Annotated in this window: 6 protein-coding genes; all 6 read right to left on the reverse strand. The window is 61.5% G+C overall.

Annotation, left to right across the window (positions count from 1 at the left end):
• Window positions 1-4,647, reverse strand: a 4,647-nt coding sequence (locus AC1D1X_RS08090) for a glutamate synthase-related protein (protein ID WP_477698107.1), incomplete at its 3' end; no start/stop codon positions are given.
• 236 nt (window positions 4,648-4,883) lie between these two features.
• Window positions 4,884-5,594, reverse strand: a complete 711-nt coding sequence (locus AC1D1X_RS08095; protein ID WP_477669878.1) for a transposase — start codon at window positions 5,592-5,594, stop codon at window positions 4,884-4,886.
• Between the two features lie 105 nt (window positions 5,595-5,699).
• On the reverse strand, window positions 5,700-6,848 hold the full coding sequence (locus tag AC1D1X_RS08100) for an ABC transporter substrate-binding protein (RefSeq protein ID WP_477698108.1): 1,149 nt from the start codon (window positions 6,846-6,848) through the stop codon (window positions 5,700-5,702).
• A 192-nt stretch (window positions 6,849-7,040) separates the two neighbouring features.
• Entirely contained in the window at window positions 7,041-8,231 is a 1,191-nt protein-coding gene (locus tag AC1D1X_RS08105; RefSeq protein ID WP_477670209.1) for an MFS transporter, read from the reverse strand.
• 85 nt (window positions 8,232-8,316) lie between these two features.
• On the reverse strand, window positions 8,317-9,513 hold the full coding sequence (locus tag AC1D1X_RS08110) for a deoxyguanosinetriphosphate triphosphohydrolase (RefSeq protein ID WP_477698109.1): 1,197 nt from the start codon (window positions 9,511-9,513) through the stop codon (window positions 8,317-8,319).
• Window positions 9,514-9,612: 99 nt separating this feature from the next.
• The coding region (locus tag AC1D1X_RS08115; protein WP_477698110.1) for a 3-dehydroquinate synthase family protein at window positions 9,613-10,186 on the reverse strand (574 nt) is incomplete at its 5' end.

Below are 10,186 nucleotides of genomic sequence, written 5' to 3' on the forward strand. Positions count from 1 at the left end.
CTTGTATTCGTTCGGGAAGACCTTCACAAATTTCAGGCGCGACTCGCTCCAGTTGTCGAGCAGCTCGCGCGCGCGCTTGCTGCCGGTCCAGCGGTTGTGGTCCTGCAGCAAGCGCTTGAGCAATTCCTCATCGCTTTCGCCCGCATGCCAGTCGGCCTTGTCATGGGTGTGCTGCTCTGCGGTGGTGACGATGCGGTCCATCGACACCATGGAGGTGTTGCAGCGCGTGGCAAACAAGCCGTCCTCGTCATACACATAGGCCACGCCGCCGCTCATGCCGGCGGCGAAGTTGCGGCCGRTCTTGCCCAGCACCGCGACGGTACCGCCCGTCATGTATTCGCAGCCGTGGTCGCCCGTGCCTTCAACGACCGCCGTGGCGCCCGAGAGGCGCACGGCAAACCGTTCGCCGGCCACGCCGCTGAAGAAGGCTTCGCCGGTGGTTGCGCCGTAGAGCACGGTGTTGCCGACGATGGTGTTCTTCACCGCGTCGCCGCGGAAGTCGATGCTGGGGCGCACCACGATGCGGCCGCCCGACAGGCCCTTGCCGGTGTAGTCGTTGGCGTCGCCGATCAGGTACATGGTGATGCCCTTGGCGAGAAAGGCGCCGAAGGACTGACCACCCGTGCCTTCAAGCTGGATGCGCAGCGTGTCGTCTGGCAAGCCTTGCGGGTGATGCCGTGTCAGCTCGCCCGACAGCATGGCGCCGACGGTGCGGTTGACGTTGCGCGCCACTTCGATGAACTGGACTTTTTCGCCCTTTTCAATCGCGGCTTTCGATTTTTCGATCAGGCGCACGTCCARCGCTTTTTCGAGCGCATKGTCTTGTTCCATCACATGCATGCGCGGCACGTCGGCCGGCACATTCGGCTGGTAGAACAGGCGGGCGAAATCAAGGCCGCTGGCTTTCCAGTGCTCAATGCCTTTTTGCGTGTCGAGCAGGTCAGCGCGGCCGATCAGCTCGTCAAACTTGCGCACGCCGAGCTGCGCCATGAGCTGGCGGGCCTCTTCGGCGACGAAGAAGAAGTAGTTAACGACATGCTCGGGCTTGCCGCTGAATTTTTGGCGCAGCACCGGGTCTTGCGTGGCCACGCCGACGGGGCAGGTGTTGAGGTGGCACTTGCGCATCATGATGCAGCCTTCAACCACCAGTGGCGCGGTGGCAAAGCCGAATTCATCCGCACCCAGCAGCGCGCCTATCACGACGTCACGGCCGGTTTTCATCTGGCCGTCGGCCTGCACGCGAATACGGCCGCGCAGGCGGTTGAGCACCAAGGTCTGCTGCGTTTCTGCCAGGCCGATTTCCCAGGGTGAGCCGGCATGCTTGATGGACGACCAGGGCGAGGCGCCCGTGCCACCGTCATGGCCGGCAATCACCACGTGGTCGGACTTGGCCTTGGCCACGCCCGCGGCAATGGTGCCGACGCCGACTTCACTGACCAGCTTGACGCTGATGCTGGCGCGCGGGTTGACGTTCTTCAGGTCGTGGATCAGCTGGGCCAAGTCTTCGATGGAGTAGATGTCGTGGTGCGGCGGCGGCGAGATCAAACCGACGCCGGGCACCGAGTAGCGCAGGTGGCCGATGTATTCGCTGACTTTGCCGCCGGGCAGCTGGCCGCCCTCGCCGGGCTTGGCGCCCTGGGCCATCTTGATCTGGATCTGGTCGGCCGACACCAGGTATTCGGCCGTGACACCAAAACGCCCCGACGCGACCTGCTTGATGCGCGAGCGCAGCGAATCGCCGTCCTGCAGCGGCAAATCAACCTCGACCTGTTTAGGGCCGATCACGCTCTTCAGCGTCTCGCYCTTCTTGATGGGGATGCCCTTGAGTTCTTGCCGGTAGCGGTTCGGGTCTTCACCGCCCTCRCCCGTGTTGCTCTTGCCGCCGATGCGGTTCATGGCCACAGCCAGCGTGGCGTGGGCTTCGGTGCTGATGGAGCCCAGCGACATGGCGCCGGTGGCAAAACGCTTGACAATCTCTTTGGCCGGCTCGACTTCATCGATCGGGATGGCCTTGGACGGGTCGATCTTGAACTCGAACAGGCCGCGCAGCGTCATGTGACGGCGGTTCTGGTCGTTGATCAGCTGGGCGTATTCCTTGTAGGTGTTCCAGTTGTTGGAGCGGGTGGAGTGCTGCAGCTTGGCAATTGCATCGGGCGTCCACATGTGGTCTTCGCCGCGCACGCGCCAGGCGTATTCGCCGCCGGCGTCCAGCATGTTGGCCAGCACCGGGTCGTCGCTGAAGGCAKCACGGTGCATGCGCAGCGCTTCTTCAGCGATCTCAAACACACCCATGCCTTCAACCTGGCTGGCCGTGCCGGTGAAGAACTTGGCCACGGTGTCACGGCTCAGGCCGATGGCCTCGAACAGCTGCGCACCGCAGTAGCTCATATAGGTCGACACGCCCATCTTGGACATGATCTTGGACAGGCCCTTGCCGATAGCCTTGGTGTAGTTGTAGACGGCCTTGTCGGTGCTGAGGTCGCCGGGCAGGCCTTTGGACAACTCGGCCAGGGTTTCCATCGCGAGGTAGGGGTGAACAGCTTCAGCGCCGTAGCCGGCCAGCACGGCAAAGTGATGCACTTCGCGGGCAGAGCCGGTTTCAACCACCAGGCCGGCGGTCGTGCGCAAGCCTTCTTTCACCAGGTGCTGGTGAATCGCCGACAGCGCCAGCAGGGCCGGGATGGCCACCTGCGTGGCGGTGATGCCGCGGTCGCTGATGATCAGGATGTTTTTGCCGTCCTTGATCGCGTCGACCGCTTCAGCGCACAGCGAAGCCAGCTTGGCCTCGACGCCTTCGTGGCCCCAGGCCAGCGGGTAGGTGATGTCCAGGGTATAGCTCTTGAACTTGCCCTGTGTGTGCGCTTCGATGTCGCGCAGCTTTTGCATGTCGGCCACGTTGAGCACGGGCTGGCTCACTTCAAGCCGCATCGGCGGGTTGACCTGGTTGATGTCCAGCAGGTTGGGCTTGGGGCCGATGAAGGACACCAGCGACATCACGATGGCTTCGCGGATCGGGTCGATGGGTGGGTTGGTCACCTGCGCGAACAACTGCTTGAAGTAGTTGTAGAGCGGCTTGTTCTTGTTGGACAGCACAGCCAGCGGGCTGTCGTTGCCCATGGAGCCGGTGGCTTCCTCGCCGTTGGCGGCCATGGGGGACATCAGGAATTTGATGTCTTCCTGTGTGTAGCCAAAGGCCTGCTGGCGATCAAGCAGCGCGATGGTTGAGGCGGCGGGCACAGTGACCGGAGCGGTCTTGGCGGCCTTGCCGGCCACGTCGTCCAGCTTGATGCGCAGGTTTTCAATCCATTGCTTGTAAGGCTTGCTGTGGGCCAGCGTGGCCTTGATTTCTTCGTCGTCGACCATGCGGCCTTGTTCGAGGTCGATCAGGAACATCTTGCCGGGCTGCAGGCGCCATTTGCGCACGATCTTGTGCTCAGGAATCGGCAGCACGCCGGATTCGGAGGCCATGATGACCAGGTCGTCATCGGTCACGCAGTAGCGCGAGGGGCGCAGGCCGTTGCGGTCCAGCGTGGCGCCGATCTGGCGGCCGTCGGTGAAGACGATGGAGGCCGGGCCGTCCCAGGGCTCAAGCATGGCGGCGTGGTACTCATAGAAGGCCTTGCGGCGCTCGTCCATGGTGGTGTGCTGTTCCCAAGGCTCGGGGATCATCATCATCACGGCCTGGCTGATGGGGTAGCCGGCCATGGTCAGCAACTCGAGGCAGTTGTCGAWGGTCGCGGTGTCGGACTGGCTGGCAAAGCTGATCGGGTAGAGCTTTTGCAGGTCGGCACCCAGCACCGGCGAAGACATCACGCCTTCACGTGCCTTCATCCAGTTGTAGTTGCCTTTGACGGTGTTGATTTCGCCGTTGTGCGCCACATAGCGGTACGGGTGGGCCAGCGGCCACTCCGGGAAGGTGTTGGTCGAGAAGCGCTGATGCACCAATCCGAGTGCCGAGACGCAGCGCGGGTCGGTCAAGTCACGGTAGTAGGTGCCCACCTGGTCGGCCAGCAGCAGGCCTTTGTAGACCACCGTGCGGCTGGACATGCTGGGCACGTAATATTCTTTGCTGTGCGTCAGGCGCAGGTTCTGGATGGCGGCGCTGGCGGTTTTGCGAATGACATACAGCTTGCGCTCCAGCGCGTCCTGCACGATGACGTCGTTGCCGCGACCGATGAAGATCTGGCGCAGGATGGGTTCTTTTTCGCGCACGGTGGGCGACATGGGCATGTCGCGGTTGACCGGCACGTCGCGCCAGCCCAGCAGCACCTGGCCTTCGGCCTTGACGGCGCGCTCGAGCGCCTGTTCGCAGGCCAGGCGGGAAGCGTGCTCTTTCGGCAGGAAGACCATGCCGACGCCGTATTCTCCGGGTGGCGGCAGCTGCACGCCCTGGCCGGCCATTTCTTCACGGTACAGCGCATCGGGCAGCTGGATCAGGATACCGGCGCCGTCGCCCATGAGCTTGTCAGCGCCCACTGCGCCCCGGTGGTCTAGGTTCTCGAGGATCTTCAAGCCTTGCTGGACGATGGCATGGCTTTTGTGCCCCTTGATGTGCGCCACGAAACCGACGCCGCAGGCATCGTGTTCGTTCGCACCGGAGTACAAACCGTTTTCTTCAAAATGCTTGATTTCAGCAGCCGTGGTCATGGCAATTCCTCGTCAGTTGGGATGACGGCGGTGCCGAGTGGCCTCGAAAAGCCTGGGCAACGCTTCCATCCGCAAGGTTCATAATTTTTCGCAGGGAATGGGAGCATATTGCATTGCAACAACAATGCCAAGCGCTTTAAATAGGGTCAGATTCTAATTAAATGTCGATTAATTTAATCAACAATAAATTAGGGACATATTAAACTCAAACGCGCCAAGCCTTGATAAATATGAAGTTATTCATCATCCGGGCCCTCAGCCACGCGTAGGGGTGGGCGCCCCGCCTGGTTCCTGGTGACACGGCGCTCCGTGCGCTTTTGCAACTCCGCCAAAAAGCCATCTCCACCCAGGGCCCAGCCACTCAGGGCGGATCGGGTCAGCTGGTCTTGCTGCTCCAGCGTGATGCCGGCGCGCACCAGTTCGGCGTAGGCCACTTCACGGGCGAAGGGCGTGTTGCCCAGCGCCCAGACCAGCGGGTGCGGCGTGAGCAGGCCGTCGACCCGCAGGCCTGCGTAGTGGCCGTAGCTGGACCACGGATAGTCTTTGACCTCGGCCACCTGTCCCGCGCGGACCGGATTGAGGTCCATATAGGTCATGCAGGCCAGCAGGTAGCGCTCGGCCTCGATCACGGTGGCCCGGTAACGCCCTTCCCACAAGGTGCCGGAGCGGCCCTGGTTGTCGTTGAAGTAACGCACATAGCGCCGCCCGGCAGCCTGCATCATCTGCGGCAGGCTGTCCGCTGTGGAAGGCGTCGCCAGTAAGTGGAAATGGTTGTCCATCAGCACGTAAGCATGCAGGGCAACGCCGAACTTGCGGGCGCTTTCTTCAAGCAACGCCAAAAACACCTGGTGGTCGGCGGCCGAAGAAAAGACAGTTTGCCGGTTATTCCCCCGCTGGATGATGTGGTGCGGGTAACCGGGGAGCGTCAGCCGGGGAAGACGGGCCATGGGATGCAATGCCTGAAGTTTGCGTCATGATATTTGATCTGACCCTGATTTCCTGCTCCGCACTGAGTTCATTGGGCGCCGTTGAAACGACGGGAAAGAAGACGCTTAACGGACAACTTTGCCGTCAGGCGTGATGGTGACCAGGTCAATCGCACGCACCGATTCGTATTTCTTGGGGCGCAGGTTCACACGAAAGCCGCCCACGTCGTAGTCCGTCATGGTTTCAAACGCCTTTTGCAGACCTGCCCTGTCGGGTTTGCCGCTGCCGGCCGCACTGCGGCGTACGCCTTCGGCAAAAGTACGGGCAGCAATATAACCCTCCACACTCTCGTAACTCGGCGTCTGGTCCGTCTGGTTCAGTACATCCAGGTATTCCTTGATGATGGGCGTACCCGTGCTGCGTGGCGACGGCACCACCTGCGAGATCACCACACCGCCTATCTCCTTGCCCAAGGCACTGAACAGCGGATCGATACCCACGACGGAGAAATTGAGGAACTGCCCGCTGAAGCCGGCCTGGCGCATCTTGCGGATGAACGCTGCCGATGAATTGAACAGGCTGACCTGGATCACGGCCTGAGGTTGCGCCTTCATCAGCTGCGCCACTGCGGCATCGACCTTGTCGCTGTTGACCGGCGACAGGGCGCTGCCAACGATGGCCGGGCGCTTCAGGTCGATCAGGGCCTGGTTCACCGCTGCAAGGCCGCCCCGCCCCATGGCGTCATCTTCGGCAAATACACCGATACGGTCCTGGTTGAGGGTGGCACAGTGGCGCGCAATTTTGTAGGCCTCATCGGCCAGCGCCGGACGCACATGAAATATGTTTGCCAGCGCAGGATCATGCAATGCGTCCGACGCCGCAAAAGGTGCGAAAAAGAGCGCCCCGGATGCCTTGGAAGCGGCAAACGCGGCATCACAGCTGGCTGTACCGGCAAAGCCGAACAGCGCATCGACGCCTTCGTCGATCAACTGCTTGGCATTGGCGGCAGCCTTGGCCGGGTTGTAGCCGTCGTCGAGTGTCTTGACTTCTATCTTGTGGCYGCCGGCACCGCCCTTTGCATTGATGGCATCGAAATAAATCTTTGCTCCATTCAGATACGCCAGACCGATCTGGTCGGCTGCACCTGTCAGGGGAACCGATTGGCCAAGAAGAATCTTGCGGCTGGTTTTGCTTTGAGCCCAGAGCGCAGGGCTTGCTACCGCAGCGCCCGCGGAAACCCCACGCAGAATTAGTTGACGTCGATTGAAACCCATGAGAACACCTTTTGAGAGACGAAATAGCCAAAGCAGGTTTGATGCCCGTACCTCAGCATGCGCTCAATATTCCGAAGAAATGTCACAAATTGTGCGCAGACCCTCAGCGTAATCGGTGCAACCCTCAAAAACCACCGTGGAAATGCCAACACGTCATAAGCCTATGCGCATGGGGCGCCAACATACGCCCGTTCAAGTGCGTTGGCGGGCAGATCCAGGCAGACGATCAAGCAAGATCGCCAACACGAGGGCGATGGCGCAGCCGGCCGTCGCAAGCCAACCCGTCCATTGCCATCCTCCCGCAGTACTGGCCACCCAGGCAACCAGCGGAGGACCGGCAAATTGCCCCAACGCCGACCACTGCTGGACCCAGCCAACGGTGGTCGACACGGCATCACGGCGGGGCGCAAGCTGGATGGCCAGGCTAAACAGCGTTGCGGGGATCAGGCCACCCACCATCGAGAAGACCAGTATGGCCACGTACTGTATTTCCGGGCGCAGTTGCACGGCAAATGCGAGCTGTGCGCCTCCAGCCATCGACAGGAAGCCTGCCCCAAGCAGAACCACCGGTCGTACACCACGCTCCAGCAGCCTGCCTGCCGCGACGTTGCCGATGATATTGACGGCAGCAGCAAGCGCCGTAAGCCATGCCACCCACACACCGCTCACGCCAGCCTGGGTGTAGATGGACGGCAGGAAACCGACCACAGCAAGCCACTGTCCCGAGTACATCGCAAAAGCAACAGCCATGTACCAGGCTGCGCGCGACCGCAGCGTCGCGCGGACAATATCTCCGCCACGGAAATGAGGAGCCGGCGATTGCCGGGGGGAGATGCCATCATGCAGATGCCCCTGTGCAGGAACTTGCCACGCGACCAGCAAAGCCAGCACTGCGGCCAGCGCGGCCAGAAGCCACCACAAGATTCGCCAACCCCAGTCAGGTGCGGCCAGGCCGATGATCATGGGGCCTCCCAGCAAGGCCAGAGAGGCGCCCAGCGGCATGTAGGCGCCCCATACTCCCAGCATGCCATTGAGCCGCTCTTGTGGCACCAGCTGGCGGATCAGGGCTGGGGCCGGTAACACCACCCAGAGGAATCCCAGCCCTTCGAATACACGTGCGGCGAGCAGCCAATGCACATCGGGAGACACGCCGCCCAACAGACCGGCACCGGACAACACCAGCAACCCGGCCACCATGCTGCGCTTGAGGCCGGCACGCTGCACAACAAGCCCGATGAGCAGCCCGAGCACCATACCCGCCAGCTGCACCAGCGACAGCAGAAATCCGGCCTGCAGCAATGTCACGCCCAATACCTTTCCCAGTACAGGCAGCGCAGGCGGTAGTTTTCCCACGTAAAGGGCGGCCACCACACCGGCAGCCATCACGTACCAGGCCGCGTTCGGGCTCGGGGTTGTTGTTGGCCGGGGCTCCGTCACGCTTGCTGCCTATGGGCCGCTACAACTCCACCTAAACCGGAAAAGCTGCGCGCCCCTTAAGGCGCTCATGCTCTTTGGCGGCGAAGCGGTCTGTCATGCCGGCAATGTAGTCGGCGACCACCCTCTCGGGTTTTGCGCCCGCCGCATGGGGGGCATCAATGCCGTCAAACCGGTCGATGTGAGCCTGCGGMATCTGGGCCGGGTCGGCCATATAGGCTTCGAACAGGTCACGGACTACCTGCTTGGCAGCCTGCGTGGTTTCCACCACTTTCGGGTGGCGGTACAGGTTTCGCAGCAAAAAACGTTTGAGGGATGCAGACTGCATCGCCATTTCTTCGGTAAAACACACCAGCGCCGGATGCCTGCGAACTTCGTCCACGCTGGCAGGTGCAACCTTGTGAATCGCAAGCGATGTCGCATCCATCACGTTATAGACCTGGGCACTGAGCATKCGCCGTATGGTCTCAAACAGCAGCCGCCGGCCTTTCAACGCCCGGTGCGCCAGTTGCGTTTCCCGGCAGTGTTGCGCGAACAGCTCGACACCCTCCAGTTGCTCCAGGGTTAACAGGCCGGAGCGCACGCCGTCGTCAATATCGTGCGCGTTGTAGGCTATTTCGTCCGCAAGATTGGCCAGTTGTGCCTCCAGACCGGGTTGCTGCCAGCGCGGCCCGTCAGCGGGCTCCACGAACCGGCGGGCAACACCGTCCGGCTCGCGGGCTTCAATATGGCGTGCATTGCGCCTGGAACAATGCTTCAGGATTCCTTCTCGCGTCTCAAAGGTCAGGTTCAGCCCGTTGTAGGCCGGATAGCGCTCCTCAAGGGAATCCACCACGCGCAGGCTTTGCAGGTTGTGCTCAAAGCCTGCGCTGTCTGGGTTACAGGCTTTCAGACACGCGTTCAAGGCATCCTGACCGGCATGACCGAACGGCGTATGGCCCAGGTCATGCGCCAGCGCAATGGCTTCCACGAGGTCTTCGTTGAGCTGAAGCGTGCGGGCGATGGACCTTCCCAGCTGGGCGACCTCCAGCGAATGAGTCAGACGGGTGCGAAACAAATCACCTTCGTGATTCAGAAACACCTGGGTTTTGTACACCAGGCGCCGAAAAGCGGTGGAGTGCACGATACGGTCGCGGTCGCGCTGAAACTCGGACCGGGTTGGCGCAGCAGGCTCGGCAAAGCGGCGGCCGCGCGAACGCGACGGGTCACAGGCGTAGGGCTGGAGATTCATGGATTAAGCATAAAAATGACYGAAATCCCATACCGTATAAGCGCAAACAGCTCCTGAATTGATAGCAATTTCAGGTACTTCTTCCATATTTTCCGCCGCTTATTCACAGCACATATCTATGACAGTGCGCACCATGGCATCCGGTGCACTGCGAACGGCTGCCTTCCCGGGGCCGTCGATCACAACAAACCTTATCTCACCCGCTTCGGATTTTTTGTCGATGCGCATCAGTTCGAGATAGCGGCCGGCATTGTCGGTGGTTGACAGCACAGGTCCTCGCACCGGCAGGCCGCATCGTCGGACAAGATTGGTCAGGCGTTCCGTAAAAGGCTTGTCAACCAGGCCCAGACGCTCTGACAGATGCGCGGCCATCACCATGCCGCAGCCCACACCTTCGCCATGCAGCCATTCCCCATAGCCCAGGCCGGATTCAATCGCGTGGCCGAAGGTGTGACCGAAATTCAGGATGGCCCGCAAGCCCGACTCCCGCTCGTCCTGGCTTACAACCCATGCCTTGATCTCACAACTGCGCTGGATGGCGTGGGCCATGGCCACGGGCTCCCTGGCGAGCAGATCCTCCAGGTTAGCCTCGATCCATTCAAGGAATGCCATGTCGGCAATGGGGCCGTATTTAATGATCTCGGCCAGGCCCGCACTCAGTTCGCGAGAAGGC

The organism is Polaromonas sp. P1_G4 (assembly GCF_056405475.1).

Coding starts and splice junctions, on each gene's coding strand:
- AC1D1X_RS08095 (WP_477669878.1), bottom strand. CDS start 5,594: ATGGCCCGTCTTCCCCGGCTGACGCTCCCCGGTTACCCGCACCACATC.
- AC1D1X_RS08105 (WP_477670209.1), bottom strand. CDS start 8,231: ATGGCTGCCGGTGTGGTGGCCGCCCTTTACGTGGGAAAACTACCGCCT.